This is a genomic window from Dysgonomonas sp. 511, from assembly GCF_010501105.1.
GTDB lineage: Bacteria > Bacteroidota > Bacteroidia > Bacteroidales > Dysgonomonadaceae > Dysgonomonas.
Genome location: NZ_QVMQ01000013.1, coordinates 30,550 through 46,957 on the forward strand (window position 1 = coordinate 30,550; position 16,408 = coordinate 46,957).

Below are 16,408 nucleotides of genomic sequence, written 5' to 3' on the forward strand. Positions count from 1 at the left end.
ATTTGCTATTAGCAATATAGTGGGTAAAAAATTATTCTTCTAATATTTTTATCAAGCTCACCAGCTCCGAAAAGTCCAGTTTTTTAGCTTGCATCTCTTTTGTCTTTTCTATGCCTTTGGTTGTCAGTGAGAAAATCATTTGCCGTTTGTCAACTGCACCCATCTCGCGATTAATATAACCCTTATCTTCCACTGCTGTGATTATGCGCGAAACGCGCGAGTTAGACAAGCCCACAAAATCGCACAGCTCGTTTGCCGAACGGGGTTTGCCATCTTTGAGGCAGCAGAGCAGCATACCTTCATTTATGGTAATGCCGTTGGTTTCGGCAAATTCTTTCTCGAAATTGTAAAGAGCCTTGTATATATCTTTTAGTTTACAAATTGGTTCCATGTATTTATTTGCTATTAAAAACTATTTGTAAAGTAAAGTATAATATTTGCTATTGGCAAATATTTTTGATAGTTATTATTTATATACTGATAGATGGGGCAGGCAGGGCTGTTAAGTTCTAAGCGAAATAATACTTTAAAAGAATAAAATATGACACTGAGATACACGAAGAAGCCACTGAGAAACACTGAGGGAGAAAAAATCTCAGAGAACCTCACTGTTATGCTCAATGTTTCTCAGTGTAATAAGAAATCAGAACTTAACAGCCCTGGATGGGGTAGGGGAGGCTGTCTTTGGTAAAGTACGCAGTTTTTACTGGTTTTGCATAAGATGATAATGTCGGGGTGCTTTGTGGCAAGGATAAGAAAGTAACATATACGCAATTTTATTCCTGTAACTTTATCTATAAGTGTAGGGTAATAAGCGTATTGCTGGATGAAAAGTAACAAGGAAAAAGTATGCAAAAGGTGTTACTTTTGTTACTTTTTAGAGAGATACAAGATACTAGTAGACGTGTTGGTTGCTGATAGAACATGAACTTGTGTCTCGTATCTAAAGAGAAGGTAACAACAAAAAACAGCCAAAAAGCGTTACTTGTGTTACTTTTTTAGGGAAGGATGTGAATAGTATATCTTTTTATTGTGTGTAATTTCTGACATTTTGGGTGAAATATTATTAAAATTATTTTCATATTAATACTAAAAAACTAACTTTGTTGAAATTTTAATACCTCAGAGCAAGAAATGAGCTATCTTATTAAACCAAAGAACTATAAACCAATACTCGATTTGCAGCAAACAGAGATGGGTATCAAGCGGATAAAGGATTTTTTTCAGCAAAACCTGTCGTCCGAACTTCGTTTGAGGCGTATCACTGCACCCTTGTTTGTGCTTCAGGGAATGGGGATAAACGACGACCTGAACGGGGTAGAGCGTGCCGTTACCTTCCCTATAAAAGATATGGGTGACGAACGCGCAGAAATAGTTCATTCTTTGGCAAAATGGAAACGGCTGACACTTGCCGACTATAATATAAAAGAAGGATTTGGCATATATACCGACATGAACGCCATACGTGCAGACGAAGAGTTAGGAAACTTGCATTCGCTGTATGTAGACCAATGGGATTGGGAAATGGTGATGTCGCCCGAAAAAAGAAACCTCGACTTTCTGAAGAAGATAGTAAAGCGCATCTATGCGGCTATGGTTCGCACCGAATACCTTGTTTATGAGGCGTTTCCGGCAATAACGCCAGTCTTGCCCTGCGATATAACATTTATCCATTCCGAAGAATTGCTCCAACGATATCCCAACCTGTCGGACAAAGAGCGTGAGAATGAGATAGCGAAAGAATACGGTGCCGTGTTTATTATCGGTATCGGCGGCAAACTCAGCAATGGCGAGCCTCACGATGGTCGCGCTCCCGATTACGACGACTGGACTACCCCTTCCGAAAACGGATACCAGGGGCTTAACGGCGACCTCATTGTCTGGAATCCGGTATTAGAGAAAGCCCTGGAACTGTCTTCAATGGGCATCCGCGTAGATAAAGAAGTGCTTATGCGGCAATTGAAGCTTGTAGGGCAGGAGTCGCGCACAGAGCTGTTTTTCCACAAACGCTTGCTGAATGGCGAGCTTCCTCAATCAATAGGAGGAGGGATAGGCCAATCGCGCCTGTGTATGTTCTACCTTCGCAAAGGGCATATCGGCGAAATACAGGCAGGTATCTGGCCTAGCGGGATGCGGCAGGAGGCCGAGATGGCGGGAATGCCCTTAATATAACGCAAGATTTTTTTTATCTATATTTTTTCATTATTTTAGAGTCGTTTAAATTTTAGCGAAAATTTATTTTATAAGCTCCAGTAAATATCTTAGCAGCTTTTTAATGCTCTTTTTAGCGTATTTTCTGCATTTTTATTTCGGTTTAGCCCGCTAAACCAGCAATAAAAACACATAAAATCCATCTAAAATTGAAAATCGACGAAGCGAAGGCGAGTCAAATAGCTATAAAAAAGTTCTGCTATAAAATTTAAACAGACTCTTATTTTTTGTAAGGATGTTTATCTATAGATACAGGGCGTCCTTTCTCTCTTGTAGACATATTCACATGCTATAAAACAAAATTAATGGAAAATAAAATTACAATACATTGCACCAATACTGGCACTTACAAGGATTTTCTTGCAGGTACAGACCTTATCGAAATATTAGACGCTTTTGGATACAAACCTGAATATAAGATTGTAAATGCAAAAGTAAACAATAAGACAGAGCCGTTGACATATCAGGCTTATCACAATAAGACTGTCGAATTTGTCGACCTGTCGCAGCCGTCGGGAATGAGAACCTACGTGCGTTCGCTCTGTTTCCTGCTGGCAAAGGCAGTGTATGAAATTCTGCCCGAAGCGCATTTGCTGTTAGAACACCCTATCTCTCTAGGGTATTTTTGCCGTGTAGAGAAGATTGCATCCCTCGACCAAAAGGCAGTTGATGCTATTAAATCGAAGATACGGGAATATATAGCTGCCGACCTGCCGTTCGAAGATGTAGAAGAAGAGACGGCGAAAGTAGTGCAGATGTTTCGCGAAAAAGGATTTGAAGACAAGGCAATATTGTTGGAAACCTTAGGCGACCTGTATTCCAAATATTACCGTATGGGAGAAACTGTAGACTATTTCTACGGATGCCTTACCCCTTCTTCCGGATATCTTGATTTGTTCGACTTGGAATTGTACAATGATGGGTTGTTGCTACGTGTGCCCAACAGAAACAATCCCGTAGGACTAGAGCCGGTTGTGCCTCAGCCTAAAATGTATAATGTATATAAGGAGCATTTGAAGTTCCTGAATATTATAGGCCTCGACAATGTGGGTGATATGAATAAAGCCACCCGTCAGGGAAAGATGACGCCTATCATCCAGATATCGGAAGCATATCAGGAAAAGACGATAGCTGATATTGCCGAACAAATAGCCCACAAGGCAAAAGACGGGGTGCGTGTAGTATTAATTTCTGGACCTTCGTCGTCAGGAAAGACCACATTCCGAATGAGGCTCGAAGTCCAGTTGATGGTAAACCTGTTGAAGCCGGTAGGTTTGTCGCTCGACGATTACTTTGTAGACCGCGAAACGACGCCTCTCGACGAGAATGGCAAGTATGACTTTGAGTCATTATATGCCTTAGACATTCCGAAGTTTAACGAGGATTTGGAAAAGCTTTTGGCTGGCGAACAAATAGAACTGCCGACATTCAACTTCACAACAGGAAAGAGGGAATACAAGGGGCATAATCTTCAACTACACGAAGGTTCTATCCTTGTCATAGAAGGCATACACGGGCTAAATCCAGAGCTGACCGCAAGAATACCGGAGTCTCATAAATTTAAGATTTATGTGTCTGCCCTGACTACTATTTCTCTCGACGACCACAACTGGATATCGACTACCGACAATCGCCTGTTGAGACGTCTTATCCGCGATTTCAGATACCGTAACTATTCTGCCATAGACACCATATCGCGCTGGCCTAGTGTGCGCAAGGGTGAAGATAAATGGATATTCCCATATCAGGAGAATGCCGATGTAATGTTCAATTCGGCTATGATGTACGAACTGGCCGCTCTTCGCCGCCATGCCGAACCTATTCTGATGCAGGTTCCCAACAATGTGCCGGAATATGCCGATGCACATCGGTTACTGAAATTCTTGCGGTATTTCAACTATATCAATGATAAAGAATTGCCGCCAACATCATTGTTGCGCGAGTTTCTGGGGGGTAGCAGTTTTACTTATTAAAGAGAGGGGATTCACCTTCACCCTTCTGGCTCAGGGTTTTCCTCGGAAACACAATCTTCGGTTTGTACTTTTGTATATTTCTCGTTGTGTAGTTGCTGCTGCTGTTCGTGGAGGTTGTATATATGGTTGCGGAAAGCTGCATTTCGGTGCAACTTGTTAAAGGCTTCTTTTGCTGCCTTTTGCTGCGACTCCTTTTTCGAATAACCGGTACCAAGTCCGGCCTGCTCTCCTACAATCTTTACTGCGGTCTTGAATATCGGAGTGTTGTTGCTGTCAACAAAGCTGTCTATCAGGTCGAAGCTGACCGATATCTTTTGTTTCTGGCTCCACTCTATCAGTCGCGATTTATAGTTAGCTTCCTGTTCGGCCACTGTTTCTATGTTCAGATGCTTGCCAATAAGGCTTTCGTCTACAAACTTCTTGGCAGCCCTGTATCCCTGATCTAGATATATGGCGCCAATCAGGGCTTCCAATGCGTTGCCATACATATGAGTATTGGGGGTTGTGTTGCGCGCCGAAGTCTTTATCAGTTTGTCTATCCCTATCTCTATAGCTATCCTGTTGAGCGTTTCCCTCTGTACTATCTTCGACCGCATATTGGTCAGGAAGCCTTCTTTCTTGTACTCAAACTGCTTGAATACTATATCGGCCACGATGGCGTCGAGAATGGCGTCACCAAGAAATTCGAGGCGTTCGTTGTTGATCCACCTTCCGTCCTTCAGCTTTATAGAGGATGATTTGTGCAGCAGGGCTTGTTCGTACAAGGTTATATTGAAGGGATAAAAGCCGAGTATTTTATAAAAAGACAAGTAAGGCTCCTTCCCTCTTTTGGGAAGAAGCCTTACTCCTCGGTATATCTTTTTAAGCACAGTGTTCTACTTCTTAAACTTTTTCACTATTACACATGCATTGTGTCCGCCAAATCCAAATGTGTTAGACAATGCAACATTAACGGTCCTTTTCTGAGCCTTGTTGAATGTAAGGTTCAACTTATAGTCTATCTCCGGATCTTCGTCACCTTCTGTGTAGTTGATCGTAGGAGGAACTATATCGTTTTGAATCGCTAATACACAGAACATAGTCTCCAATGCTCCGGCAGCACCCAAAAGGTGTCCTGTCATCGACTTGGTAGAACTGATATTCATATTGTATGCATGGTCGCCAAATACATCTTTGATAGCCTTGATTTCAGACGGGTCGCCTACAGGAGTCGATGTTCCATGAACGTTTATATAGTCCATTTCTTCCGGCTTCATATTAGCATCTTCCAAAGCGTTGCGCATCACTAATTTTGCACCCAGTCCTTCGGGATGTGATGCTGTAAGGTGATAAGCATCGGCCGACATTCCTCCACCTACTACTTCTGCATATATCTTCGCTCCACGGGCAAGTGCATGCTCCAATTCTTCGAAGATAAGGCATGCTGCACCTTCGCCGATTACAAATCCATCGCGACTCGCGCTAAACGGGCGCGAAGCGGTTTCGGGTGAGTCGTTGCGGGTAGATAGGGCTGTCATAGCATTGAATCCACCTACTCCCGATACAGAAATTGCTGCTTCTGCTCCACCTACTACCATTACATCAGCTTTGCCGAGACGTATCTGGTCGAAAGCTGTGATAGCACTATGTGTAGATGAGGCGCATGCCGATACTGTACCGAAGTTAGGGCCTCTCAGGCCGTGACGGATAGAAATATGGCCTGCGGCTATGTCGGAAATCATCTTAGGGATGAAGAATGGGTTGAACTTAGGGCCCATTTCTTGATGGGTGTAAAAGTATCCGACCTCTTCTTCGAAGGTTTTGATACCTCCGATACCTGCCGAGAATATAACTCCAATCCTATCGCGGTTTGCTTTTTCGAAATCAAGTTTTGAGTCAGCGATAGCTTCTTCCGAAGCTCCTATAGCCAGTAAAGTGTATCTGTCGCATTTGCGGGCTTCTTTTCTGTCAAGGTAGACAGACGGATCGTATCCTTTTACCTCGCAAGCGAATTGTGTTTTGAATTTTGACGCATCAAAATGAGTAATAGGTCCAGCCCCACTTACTCCTGCTATGGCATTTTTCCATGTAGTTTCTACATCGTTGCCAATAGGTGTTACCGAGCCTAGACCTGTTACTACTACTCTTTTTAATTCCATAAGTAAATATTGGAAAAAAAATTATTTTGCATTTGCTTCGATGTAAGAGATAGCGTCTCCTACTGTAGCGATTTTTTCAGTTTGGTCATCTGGAATAGAAATGCCGAATTCTTTTTCAAATTCCATGATTAATTCCACTGTGTCAAGTGAATCTGCTCCAAGATCGTTAGTAAAGCTAGCTGTGTTAGTTACTTCTGATTCTTCAACACCTAACTTATCAACAATTATTGCTTTCACTTTTGATGCTACTTCTGACATAATTTCTAATTTTGATTAATAATAAATTTTTAATTTCTAATTTTGTCGGTGCAAAGTAACGTTTTTTTATATATACGAAACAAATATTTCGCGGACAAAAATAGTTAAAACTGCACATTTTTTTTACTTGTGTGCAGATGTAGCAAATAATGTATTATTATGAATATTGCCATTTTCGCCTCAGGTTCAGGGTCTAATGCCGAAAATATCGCTAAATATTTTCAAGGCAATCCCAATATTTCTGTTTCCCTTATCGTATCGAATAAAAAGGATGCTTATGTACATCAAAGGGCTAAGAATCTGGGGGTCGAATCTGTTTCTTTCTCTAAAGAAGACTTTCTATCTACAGATAAAGTTTTAAAATGTTTATGCACAAAAGATATTGAATTTATCGTACTGGCAGGGTTTTTATTGAAAATCCCTCAGAATCTTATAGATGCCTATCCCAACGGGATAATCAACATTCATCCGGCACTGCTTCCTAAATATGGTGGCAAAGGGATGTATGGCGACAATGTGCATAAGGCGGTAGTAGGCAATAGGGAAAAAGAGTCGGGTATCACAATCCATTATGTGAATGAGAATTACGACGAAGGTGCGATCATTTTCCAGGCAAAATGCGATGTTGCCCCCACTGATACCTATGAAGATGTTGCAGAAAAAGTGCATACACTAGAGTATAAGCACTTTCCTGTGGTGATTGACAAACTTCTCGAAAAAGAAGCCGGGATTTAATCCTGATTTTGTTGTTTGTGCCTTTCCTTGATACGCCTTACTGAGCGCTTAGGCTTGCCATCGGGAGAGGTGTTATCGTCTTTATTTTCCTCTACTTTGTTTTCCCGTTTTACTACAGGTATCGACCTGTGCGAAGAAGGCGCAGACCTCTGTGGAGCAGGGGCAGTCAATGCTTCTCTTTCTTTATCTTGTTGCGGCGAGTTCACTGTTCTTGTCAAAACCCGTGTCTGGCTTTCCCTACGGACGTTTTGCTCTTGACGTCTCGGTTTTTCAGTAGGTATTTCTTTTGCCTTGTCTACCTGTTTTCGAGCAGGAACTTCACTCGTTGTCTCGACAGGAGCTTTTGTCGGCATTGCAGGTTTTTGCTCATAGCCCTGCATTGGCTGAGGAGCGGGGCGTCTTTCTTCCCTGTCGCCGGTTTCTACTTGCTGGTTGTTTACGGTTCTGCCAAGCACTCTGGTTCCTGTTGTTTGTTCTTGTGTATGTGTTGTTTGTGGCTTTTTAACCTCTGGTTTCTTCTTTTCTTTTTTCTCGGGAGATACAGTCTTGTCAACAAACTTTCCATCCGAAGTGTATTCGCGTTTTACTACAGGCATAGGCTTTAATGACGATTTTTTAGCCTCGCGTGTTATTCTTTCCAAATATTCCGAAGCTTCTTCAGCCGTCGGTATAGAGCTTTCGTTGGATACAGTCTGCTTGTCATATTTGTTGAGAGCCATGTCGGAAGGTATTTTTATCCTATTTAGGGCTTTATCTGTTACCAGATACCATATTTCGCCATTAGGATTTCCCGAAAATGTGCCTTGCACCCTGAGTTCCCGCTTTACCACCTCCGAGGGGTTCAGTTGCATTGTCACACTTTGAGGGACTTCTACTCCATTTATATAATAAGTCGGTTTGTCTCCATATTTTATCATTTTCATAGCGAGTTCCTGAACCGTTGGTTCTTCGTTTCGTCTTTCGCTTATGTATTTATCAACCAGGGCTCTGGCTTGTTTTTCTTTTAGCCTTTTCATCCTGTGGAACTGGGAAAGCCGGAATCCTAAAGCGTCGTTTGGATTTTTGTTTAGCTTCTGTTCTATATCTATTTCTCTCAATAGTTTGTCTATTTCGAGCGTAGCTTCTTCCAGATTGTTGTAGGAAGAATTCATATTGGTATATACAGAGTCTAATGCTGGGTCTTCTAACAGGAATGATGCATATTCGTCCAGTCCTTTCACGGTGTTTACCACTTTGGTCACCTCACCCGAGGATGTTACATATGTATTCTTCCCGATTTGTTCGGCTTCTCGCTTTGTTACAGGCTTGAATATTTGCGATGTGGCAAATAAGGGAAAAAACAGTGCGATGAGTAACGTTGTATATTTGTTCATATTTAATTTTTACTTTACAGTAGTCTTGTACAGCAGGGTAATTACCCTAAGTTATTGAATTACATACAAAGATACAAGTTTTTTCTATAAAGGTGATTCTTGTTACAAAATTTAGCATTATTCATGGAGTCTATAATTAAAATTTAGAGAGGTAGTTTTTTTGTTTCTCTTTCTTACTCCTGTCTTGCAATGAATTCGGTATTGGTTCAATCTGTTTTTATGATAAAATTTGAACAGGCTCTAAACGGTTGCTTATATTGCTTAAATGTTTAAGCAAGAGATGTTTTGAAATTGCTTGCAGTCTATGTAGCTCTAGAGTATCATTGAAAATGTGCAATATAGAACTTTATTCAATATAATGTCTGTTGGGAATGTATTATTTGTTATATTTGTGATTGGAATAGGAGACAATAATTTTATAAAATGGGAGAACCAAGTCCTGATATCAGGCACGGAACCAAGCTGATAAGCGCTATGAGGGTTCTGTTTGTCGCATGTGGTTTTTTGTTGCTTCAATTAGCCGTCCAAGTATATTTGCTATGTTGCTATAAGAATGAAATACCTGTATCGAGAGATATGGTTATTGCAAGTGATATTGCCCTAAGGTTGATGGGCTTTCTGTATATAATAATCCTTCTCATCTCTGTTGTTTTCTTTATCATCTGGTTCAAACGGATATATTCAAATTTAAAACTTAGAGTAGGAGCGAAAATAAGACGCATCAATTACTGGTGGCTTCTATGGATAACACTTTGTGCTACACCTATCATTTCGGCCTTTGCCTTTAGTGGTTATTCCTTGACTAATCTCATCAGGCAATCGGCATGCTCTGCTTTATCGGCCATTGTGTCTATGGTACTGATATACATTGCTATAATAATAGTGAAAAAGCATAGCGATAAAGAGGAGCAATCTTCTCAAAATATGAATATAACCGGATAGTGTTCTGTTTTTATCCGTTGCGCCTATATCAGTGGGCAACATCATCTAACCACTGCTTGCAGGTTTTGGCTACAGCAGGGATATTAACTGGAGGTTATTCGCCAGATGTTTCGAATGGCAGCTCGCACTCTTTCCTGTAACCATTTCCGTTGAATGTCGCAACCAACTCTCCGTCTTCGTTGGTTACTTGTACTTCACAGTTGGACAGCTTCTTATGATTGAACGCCTCTTTAGCCTCGGCGTACAGGAAACCTTCTTTTTCCGATTTAAAGAAATTGATGTTCGACGAAACAGACAGCGTAAGCTTTCCATGACTGTTTGTTGCCACGGCAAAAGCAAAATCGGCTAATGTAAAGATTGCGCCTCCCTGGCATACCCCGCCTGCATTCAGGTGCAATGGGGTTATCTTCATGCGCGCTTTAGCATATCCTACACCCGCCTCCAGTAGTTCTACACCTGCTGATTTTGCAAATTGGTCGTTTTCAAAGAATTTACCTATTCCTGACATTCTATCTGGTTCCTTTAATTTATCAGTCGAATAATATTTCATGTATAATTTCGCCCACAGTAGGGTGAGGGAATACAATTTTTCGAAACTCTTCCACCGTAAAGCCTTTTTCGATGGCAATGCCTGCAATAACTATCAGTTCCGAAGCCGGATTGCCTAACATATGGCAGCCGATGATTTTATTGTCGTCCCCTGTTATCAGTTTGCAAATGCCATTACCCAGTTCGTTTTCGGCTACAAATCGGCCTGAATATGCCATCGGTAGTTTTTTTACGGTGTAGCTTATCCCTTTTGTCGTCAGCTCTTCTTCGGTTTGCCCTACCCCTGCTATTTCCGGATTTGTGTACACTACTGCGGGGATGGCTTTATAGCTCATCATGTCACTCTTGCCTAAGATATTGTTTACAGCCACTTCGCCTTCGCGCACGGCAGTGTGTGCAAGAAGTGAATGCCCTGTAATATCTCCGCAGGCATAAATATTCGGGTGGCTCGTTCTCATATGTTCGTCCACTTTCACACCCCTCTTCAATAGTTCGATGTTCAACTTATCAAGGTTAAGATTAGCCGTAACGGGCGCACGCCCTGTGCTGAGCAATATCTTTTCGGCAGGAAGAGTGGATTGCTCTCCGTCTTTTTCGATAACTACTTCTCCGTCTTTTACCTCGATCACTTTGGTGTCAATGTAGAAATCAATGCCTTTCTTGGTATATTCAGCCCTTAACATAGCCGAGAGTTCCTTGTCCATTGCGCCAAGTATTTCGGGCAACATCTCCACGATGCCGACTTTTACACCGAGGGAGTTGAAAAAAGATGCAAATTCTACGCCTATAACACCACCACCTATTATGACTAAAGATTGGGGCAGTTCTTTATTGTCCAATGCTTCTTTCGATGTCCAGAAAGAAACACTATCCAGTCCTTTTATCGGAGGAATCATGGTTTCTGATCCGGTACATAGCAATACTTTTTTTGCCGCGTAAGTTTTATTACCGTTTCCGACAAGTATATTTTGATTTTCATCTTCACCCAGCAGGCATACCTCCTCGTTTATTATTTCCACTTCGTGTTTAGCCAGCTTTTGCTTGATGCCGGCTACAAGTTTGCGCACCGTCTTTTGTTTCCGGGCTATTATCTTCGGCAGGTCGAAAGAAGGTTCGTCGGCAACCGATATTCCATATTTCGGGGCACTCTTTATATTATCCAGTGTTTTGGCAGAATATAGCAGTGTCTTGGTGGGGATGCAGCCTTCATTGAGGCACACTCCGCCAAGGGCATTTCTTTCAAATAATACTGTTTTAAGTCCGTTTGCCGAAGCTCTTTCTGCGGCGGTATAACCGGCAGGGCCTCCGCCTATAATTGCTATATCGTACAGTGTCATATTTCAAATGGTATAATTGAGGTTATTAATGTATGCTAAGTTAACTCAAAAAGACATCCCACCCAAACGAAACCTGCCTATTCCTCCTAAATCATTTTTAATAACTTGTTATTTCATCTCTTAGCCTGTCCCATTTACTGTCGGGTATCTTTGCCCCTACACTTTGTATTACCTCCGAAGCGAGAAGTGTACCCATTTCTCCGCAAGTTTCCAACGGGAAATTGTTTATCAGCCCGAATATGAAGCCAGAGGCATACAAGTCTCCTGCGCCGGTGGAGTCAGCACAATTTACCTTTCGCGCCGGGATGAATATCTTATTATTTCCTTGCTGTATCCACGATCCTTTTGCCCCTGTTTTCACAATAGCTATATCGACTATTTCGGCCAACTGCGAAACGGCTTCTTCAGCCTCCATGTTGTACAGGGCTTTGGCTTCATCTTCATTTGCAAAAACGATGTCTACATATTGGGGGATAATATCCAGCAAGAAATCCCGGCTGGCTTCTACTATATTATAACTTGCCATATCGAGGATAACTTCCGATCCGGCTTCTTTTGCCAGGATTATCGCCCTCTTTATCAGTTCGTAATTCTGAACCAGATAACCTTCGATATAAAAATACTCGTATCCTTTGAAGTCCTCCGGATTTAAAGAGCCTGCATCGAGTAATGCTGCTGCTCCTAAATAAGTACCGAATGTGCGCTCACCATCTTTTGCAATGAAGAAAGTTGATGCCACTCCGCTAGGTTCATCTACTTCTGTCAGGTACGAAGTGATATTATATTTGTGCATGTCTCTTTTGAAGTGGTTGCCAAATTGGTCTTTGCCTATCTTCCCAATGAATCCTGTGTCAACTCCCAGTTGTGCCAAACCGACTATAGTATTGGCAGCTGAGCCTCCTGATACTATTTCAGGATTGAGCTTGTCCATTTCCTTACTGATAATTTCCAGTTTGGCTTCATCTATCAGTTGCATGCTTCCTTTTGGTAAGCCGAGAGTAATCAGTATATTATCATTGTCTATCGATGCTAGAACATCAACAAGGGCATTGCCCATTCCCAGTACTTTTTTCATTTTTATTAATTTTTTTGCGTAAAGATATTGCATAATTCAGAAATATGCCCTAATTTTGCCTCGCTTTTGATAAGAAAATATGCTTCCTTAGCTCAGTTGGTTAGAGCATCTGACTGTTAATCAGGGGGTCCCTGGTTCAAGCCCAGGAGGGAGCGCAAAAAAAGAACTGCAATTTGCAGTTCTTTTTTTGTTTGGAGTCTTTTCTTCCAAAAATTTGGCTTCGTCGGTTTTCATTCGCCCTTAAAAGCTGATATTACAATAATTTTAATTTTAGTCATGTGTTGTGTGTGTGTTTCTATCTTTCGCGACAATAGCATACATTAAGACTATTTACAATTAGTTAAGTCCTGTTTTTCAGACCTTAAATTTTTTTAACTCCTAATAATCGCATTTCAGATTTAACATTTTTATTTTTGTCCTGCTTAGTAAAGGATATATAAAGGATTTACAGAAACAATTAATAAATATATAATATGGCGCAAGTTGATATTAGAGAACTGACAGAAAGAATACAAAGCAAAAGCTCGTTTGTGGAAGCACTCACAATGGGTATGGATAGGGTAATCGTAGGGCAAAAGCACCTTGTGGAATCGCTTCTTATTGGTCTCTTGGCCGATGGGCACATCCTGCTCGAAGGGGTTCCCGGACTGGCAAAGACCTTAGCCATAAAATCACTTGCTTCGCTGATTGACGCAAAATACAGCCGTATACAGTTTACACCCGATTTGCTTCCTGCTGACGTTATCGGAACAATGATTTACAGCCAAAAAAACGAAGAGTTCTTCGTAAAACACGGCCCTGTATTTTCCAACTTCGTATTGGCCGATGAAATCAACCGCGCTCCGGCAAAGGTGCAAAGTGCCCTTCTCGAAGCCATGCAGGAACGTCAGGTTACCATCGGTGAAAAAACATACAAGCTGCCGTCTCCGTTTCTGGTAATGGCCACTCAGAACCCTATTGAGCAAGAAGGGACCTATCCGCTGCCGGAAGCACAGGTAGACCGTTTTATGATGAAGGTTGTGATCAGTTATCCTAAAAAAGAAGAAGAAAAACTAATACTGCGTGCGAACCTTGCCGGCGAATATGGCAAATTGCAGCCGGTGATGAAAGCCGAAGAAATCATAAGTGCCCGCGAAGTTGTCAAGGATGTATATCTGGACGAGAAAATAGAAAAATACATTGTCGACATCGTGTTCGCAACCCGTTTCCCTGAAGAAAACGGATTAGACTCACTGAAAGGAATGATAGGTTTCGGTGCATCTCCACGTGCCTCTATCAGCCTTGCACTTGCTGCCCGCGCTTACGCATTTATAAAGAGAAGAGGATATGTTATTCCGGAAGATATACGCGCAGTTTGCCACGATGTGTTGCGCCACCGTATCGGGCTGACTTACGAGGCAGAAGCCAATAATACAAACTCTGACGAAATCATCAGCGAAATACTGAATAAGGTTGAAGTGCCTTGATCCGGTTAGCAGTCAACAGTTATCAGTTAACAAAAACTGAATTTGTACATGGTTGCAAATAGCTTTTTATGACAAAGCTTATTCTTTTGCTATAAGGCATAGTAAATGCATATAAATGCATAGTCGATAAAAAAAGAGCTTGTATTATCAAAATAACTGTTGAGATGTGGAACAAGTGTAGGAGGAAACATTGCCGAAGCTAATGGGGCTATCTCCGATTCGGATTTTTTCGCAAAAATGAGCATAGCCTATAAAGAGATAATAGCTAAATGATATATTCAATATTAAAGGCAACACGTATAAACAAAAAAATGCTGATTGTTAACTGTTGACTGATAACTGTTAACTGACCAATATGGAAACAAGCGAATTATTAAAAAAAGTACGCCATATAGAGATTAAGACCCGAGGGCTGTCGCGCAATATATTTGCCGGACAGTACCACTCGGCCTTCAAAGGGCGGGGGATGGCTTTCTCCGAAGTGAGGGAATACCAATATGGTGACGATATCCGCGATATAGACTGGAATGTAACAGCACGCTACAACAAGCCATACATTAAAGTCTTTGAAGAAGAACGCGAACTTACCGTTATGCTCCTTGTCGATGTATCAGCAAGCCAGGATTTCGGGACAAGAAATACCTTCAAGCGCGATATAGTTACCGAAATTGCAGCAACACTTGCATTCTCGGCTATTCAAAACAATGATAAGATAGGCGTTATTTTCTTCTCGGACAAAATAGAAAAGTTTATTCCCCCAAAGAAAGGACGGAAACACATCCTGTTCATCATCAGGGAACTTATAAACTTCGAGGCCGAAAGCTCGAAAACCGATATGGGAATGGCCCTGAAATATCTGACCAATGCCATAAAGAAACGTTGCACCACATTCATGATATCCGACTTCATAGATATACAGGACTATGACAGTGCTCTTACCATTGCCAACCGGAAGCACGACATTGTAGCTTTGCAGGTATATGACAAGCTGGAAACTCAGTTGCCGGACGTAGGGCTAATGAAAATACTGGATGCAGAAACTGGTGCAGAACGTTGGATAGATACGTCGTCGCGAAAAGTAAGGGATGCGTATAAAGACTGGTGGCAGAAACAACAAAGCCGGATGCAGACTTCGTTCAACAGGAGCAAAGTAGACAATGTATCTGTCAGCACCGATGAAGATTATGTAAAAGCCTTACTGGCATTGTTCAAGAAAAGAAATTAAAAGAAAAACAAAGCATGCCGGTTGTCCGGCATATAAAAACCGGTAAAATTCACTTATGTCGAATAAGCTAAAATATATATTATCACTTATTATAGTGCTATGTTTCATCAGCCTGACCGGCAATGCCCAAAGGGCGACCGTGAGGGCGACAATAGAGCCGTCGGATATACTGATTGGCGAACATGCTATAATAAACGTTGAGGTTATCTCCCCATTAGGACGGGATATTATATTCCCGGTTTATCCGGATTCCTTAATTCAGGGAATAGAAGTATTACAAATGCTGAAGCCCGATACAGTGCTCAACGAGGTAATGACCATCAGCCAGAAATATGTGGTTACATCATTCGACTCCACTCTCTACCACATTCCTTATATGCTGGTGGTAGATGGCAACGACACATTGAAAACTAACGACTTCGGGCTGAAAGTATCGGCTCCGCAGCTTTCCGATTCTACATTGGCATATCTGGAAAAACTAAAGAACCACGAAACAGACTCTATAGATTTCGTGCAGCTGCAAATATCCGATATCAAAGATATACAAACACCGCCAATGGTTTGGCAGGATTATCTGGAGTACCTGCTTATTCCTCTTGTTGTAATACTTGTGCTGGCTCTTATTGCGGCAGCTATCATATTAATAATGAGAAAGAAAAGAAAAGGGTACTATTTCACTCCTAAAATAGAGCTTCCGCCACATGTTGTTGCACTCGAAGGACTGGAAAAACTAAAAGCCTCGAAGCTTTGGCAAAAAGGACAGGAAAAAGAATATTACACCGAACTTACCGATATCCTCCGCAACTATATCGACCGCAGGTTCAATATAGATGCCCCTGAAATGATTTCGGAAGACATTATCTCAGCCGTTCATCTGGCTACCGATACCAAATCGGCTACCGAAGGGCTGGCTCAGATATTGCAACTGGCAGACCTTGTCAAGTTTGCTAAATATACACCTTTTGTCGACGAGAACGATCTCAGCATGGTGAATGCCTATCTGTTTATCAACCAGACGAAGATAGAAGAACGCCCTCCAATGGAAGAACAAAAGGAAGGCTCCGGAACTCAGGAAAAACAAGCAGGAAATAGTTCAGACGATCAGAAACAACCTAAAAGCTAAAAG

Annotated in this window: 16 protein-coding genes and 1 tRNA gene; 9 read left to right on the forward strand and 8 right to left on the reverse strand. The window is 41.6% G+C overall.

Going from position 1 to position 16,408, the window contains the following annotated elements; all coding sequences use genetic code 11:
• Positions 1-31 precede the first annotated feature (31 nt).
• Positions 32-391, reverse strand: a complete 360-nt coding sequence (locus D0T57_RS07750; RefSeq protein ID WP_163272544.1) for a MarR family winged helix-turn-helix transcriptional regulator — start codon at positions 389-391, stop codon at positions 32-34.
• A 743-nt stretch (positions 392-1,134) separates the two neighbouring features.
• Between D0T57_RS07750 and asnA the strand changes: the two genes are divergently transcribed.
• Complete coding sequence (gene asnA, locus D0T57_RS07755; protein WP_163272547.1) at positions 1,135-2,172, forward strand: aspartate--ammonia ligase; 1,038 nt, start codon at positions 1,135-1,137, stop codon at positions 2,170-2,172.
• A 344-nt stretch (positions 2,173-2,516) separates the two neighbouring features.
• Positions 2,517-4,184: a nucleoside kinase gene (locus D0T57_RS07760; protein WP_163272549.1), complete on the forward strand. Its 1,668-nt coding sequence runs from the start codon at positions 2,517-2,519 to the stop codon at positions 4,182-4,184.
• A gap of 17 nt (positions 4,185-4,201) precedes the next feature.
• On the opposite strand, the gene rnc is transcribed toward D0T57_RS07760, so the two are convergent.
• Genes rnc through D0T57_RS07775 form a run of 3 tightly spaced genes read right to left on the reverse strand, consistent with a single transcriptional unit; the run spans position 4,202 to position 6,580 of the window.
• On the reverse strand, positions 4,202-5,053 hold the full coding sequence (rnc, locus tag D0T57_RS07765) for a ribonuclease III (protein ID WP_163272551.1): 852 nt from the start codon (positions 5,051-5,053) through the stop codon (positions 4,202-4,204).
• 6 nt (positions 5,054-5,059) lie between these two features.
• Positions 5,060-6,322 carry a beta-ketoacyl-ACP synthase II gene (gene fabF, locus D0T57_RS07770; RefSeq protein WP_163272553.1) on the reverse strand — a complete coding sequence of 421 codons (1,263 nt, stop codon included), beginning with the start codon at positions 6,320-6,322 and terminating at the stop codon, positions 5,060-5,062.
• Positions 6,323-6,343: 21 nt separating this feature from the next.
• Complete coding sequence (locus D0T57_RS07775; RefSeq protein ID WP_163272555.1) at positions 6,344-6,580, reverse strand: acyl carrier protein; 237 nt, start codon at positions 6,578-6,580, stop codon at positions 6,344-6,346.
• Between the two features lie 159 nt (positions 6,581-6,739).
• Between D0T57_RS07775 and D0T57_RS07780 the strand changes: the two genes are divergently transcribed.
• A complete protein-coding gene (locus tag D0T57_RS07780; protein ID WP_185154644.1) occupies positions 6,740-7,315 on the forward strand; it encodes a phosphoribosylglycinamide formyltransferase in 576 nt (191 codons plus the stop codon).
• On the opposite strand, the gene D0T57_RS07785 is transcribed toward D0T57_RS07780, so the two are convergent.
• Positions 7,312-8,688, reverse strand: coding sequence for a hypothetical protein (locus D0T57_RS07785; protein ID WP_163272557.1), 1,377 nt, complete (start codon positions 8,686-8,688; stop codon positions 7,312-7,314). The genes D0T57_RS07780 and D0T57_RS07785 overlap by 4 nt on opposite strands.
• 423 nt (positions 8,689-9,111) lie before the next feature.
• On the opposite strand from D0T57_RS07785, the gene D0T57_RS07790 reads away from it, so the two are divergent.
• The gene (locus D0T57_RS07790; protein ID WP_163272559.1) at positions 9,112-9,630 is read left to right on the forward strand and encodes a hypothetical protein; all 519 of its coding nucleotides are present in this window, start codon (positions 9,112-9,114) and stop codon (positions 9,628-9,630) included.
• Positions 9,631-9,724: 94 nt separating this feature from the next.
• On the opposite strand, the gene D0T57_RS07795 is transcribed toward D0T57_RS07790, so the two are convergent.
• The 3 genes from D0T57_RS07795 to D0T57_RS07805 form a co-directional block, all read right to left on the reverse strand.
• Positions 9,725-10,138 (reverse strand): PaaI family thioesterase, encoded by a 414-nt coding sequence (locus D0T57_RS07795; RefSeq protein WP_163272561.1) that lies wholly within the window; start codon positions 10,136-10,138, stop codon positions 9,725-9,727.
• Positions 10,139-10,160: 22 nt separating this feature from the next.
• Positions 10,161-11,516, reverse strand: a complete 1,356-nt coding sequence (gene lpdA, locus D0T57_RS07800; RefSeq protein WP_163272563.1) for a dihydrolipoyl dehydrogenase — start codon at positions 11,514-11,516, stop codon at positions 10,161-10,163.
• A 97-nt stretch (positions 11,517-11,613) separates the two neighbouring features.
• Positions 11,614-12,591 (reverse strand): adenosine kinase, encoded by a 978-nt coding sequence (locus tag D0T57_RS07805; protein ID WP_163272565.1) that lies wholly within the window; start codon positions 12,589-12,591, stop codon positions 11,614-11,616.
• Between the two features lie 81 nt (positions 12,592-12,672).
• Between D0T57_RS07805 and D0T57_RS07810 the strand changes: the two genes are divergently transcribed.
• The 5 genes from D0T57_RS07810 to D0T57_RS07830 all read left to right on the forward strand — a co-directional run bounded on the left by D0T57_RS07810 (position 12,673) and on the right by D0T57_RS07830 (position 16,405).
• Positions 12,673-12,746, forward strand: a tRNA-Asn gene (locus D0T57_RS07810).
• A gap of 318 nt (positions 12,747-13,064) precedes the next feature.
• Positions 13,065-14,057 (forward strand): MoxR family ATPase, encoded by a 993-nt coding sequence (locus D0T57_RS07815; RefSeq protein ID WP_163272567.1) that lies wholly within the window; start codon positions 13,065-13,067, stop codon positions 14,055-14,057.
• 159 nt (positions 14,058-14,216) lie between these two features.
• Entirely contained in the window at positions 14,217-14,330 is a 114-nt protein-coding gene (locus tag D0T57_RS15835; RefSeq protein WP_255490538.1) for a four helix bundle protein, read from the forward strand.
• Between the two features lie 82 nt (positions 14,331-14,412).
• Entirely contained in the window at positions 14,413-15,282 is an 870-nt protein-coding gene (locus D0T57_RS07825) for a DUF58 domain-containing protein (protein ID WP_163272569.1), read from the forward strand.
• Positions 15,283-15,337: 55 nt separating this feature from the next.
• A complete protein-coding gene (locus tag D0T57_RS07830) occupies positions 15,338-16,405 on the forward strand; it encodes a hypothetical protein (RefSeq protein ID WP_163272571.1) in 1,068 nt (355 codons plus the stop codon).
• Positions 16,406-16,408 lie beyond the last annotated feature (3 nt).